This window comes from Priestia aryabhattai B8W22 (assembly GCF_000956595.1).
Classification (GTDB): domain Bacteria; phylum Bacillota; class Bacilli; order Bacillales; family Bacillaceae_H; genus Priestia; species Priestia aryabhattai.
In genome coordinates this window covers 1-795 of the sequence record NZ_JYOO01000072.1, presented here as the reverse complement: position 1 = coordinate 795, position 795 = coordinate 1, and the positions used below count along the sequence as shown (strand labels likewise).

Below are 795 nucleotides of genomic sequence, written 5' to 3'. Positions count from 1 at the left end.
TAAGCTAGTAAGATCCCTGAAAGATGATCAGGTTGATAGGTCAGAGGTGGAAGCGTGGCGACATGTGTAGCTGACTGATACTAATCGATCGAGGACTTAACCAAACTTTTAAAAGCGTAAGCTTTACTCAGCAAACTGTTATCTAGTTTTGAAAGAATAAATCTTTCAAAATAAGTATTGCTTTCTTTATAGAATAGTGTATAATGTAATATGTCTGGTGGCGATAGCGAAGAGGTCACACCCGTTCCCATACCGAACACGGAAGTTAAGCTCTTTAGCGCCAATGGTAGTTGGGACTTTGTCCCTGTGAGAGTAGGACGTTGCCAGGCTGTTATATCGGAGGATTAGCTCAGCTGGGAGAGCACCTGCCTTACAAGCAGGGGGTCGGCGGTTCGATCCCGTCATCCTCCACCATCGACTATTTAAGTCAGAGATTGCACGCCGGTGTAGCTCAATTGGTAGAGCAACTGACTTGTAATCAGTAGGTTGGGGGTTCAAGTCCTCTTGCCGGCACCATTTTTTTCGAGCCATTAGCTCAGTTGGTAGAGCATCTGACTTTTAATCAGAGGGTCGAAGGTTCGAGTCCTTCATGGCTCACCATTTATATTCACACGCGGGTGTGGCGGAATTGGCAGACGCGCTAGACTTAGGATCTAGTGTCTTACGACGTGGGGGTTCAAGTCCCTTCACCCGCATCTTTCATTAATTTCATATATGCGCGGAAGTAGTTCAGTGGTAGAACACCACCTTGCCAAGGTGGGGGTCGCGAGTTCGAACCTCGTCTTCCGCTCCACG

5 tRNA genes and 2 rRNA genes are annotated in these 795 nt (G+C 47.3%); all 7 read left to right on the top strand.

The annotated features are described in order from the left end of the window. Window positions 1-104: ribosomal RNA gene (locus N178_RS25465) — 23S ribosomal RNA — on the top strand; the annotation flags it as partial. A 109-nt stretch (window positions 105-213) separates the two neighbouring features. Continuing rightward, a 5S ribosomal RNA gene (gene rrf, locus N178_RS25460) occupies window positions 214-329 on the top strand. Window positions 330-338: 9 nt separating this feature from the next. Beyond that, window positions 339-414: transfer RNA gene (locus tag N178_RS25455), tRNA-Val, on the top strand. 26 nt (window positions 415-440) lie between these two features. After that, window positions 441-516 (top strand) — tRNA-Thr (locus N178_RS25450). Window positions 517-524: 8 nt separating this feature from the next. After that, window positions 525-600: transfer RNA gene (locus tag N178_RS25445), tRNA-Lys, on the top strand. A 13-nt stretch (window positions 601-613) separates the two neighbouring features. Next, window positions 614-695: transfer RNA gene (locus N178_RS25440), tRNA-Leu, on the top strand. A 23-nt stretch (window positions 696-718) separates the two neighbouring features. Continuing rightward, a tRNA-Gly gene (locus N178_RS25435) sits at window positions 719-793 on the top strand. Window positions 794-795: the final 2 nt, after the last annotated feature.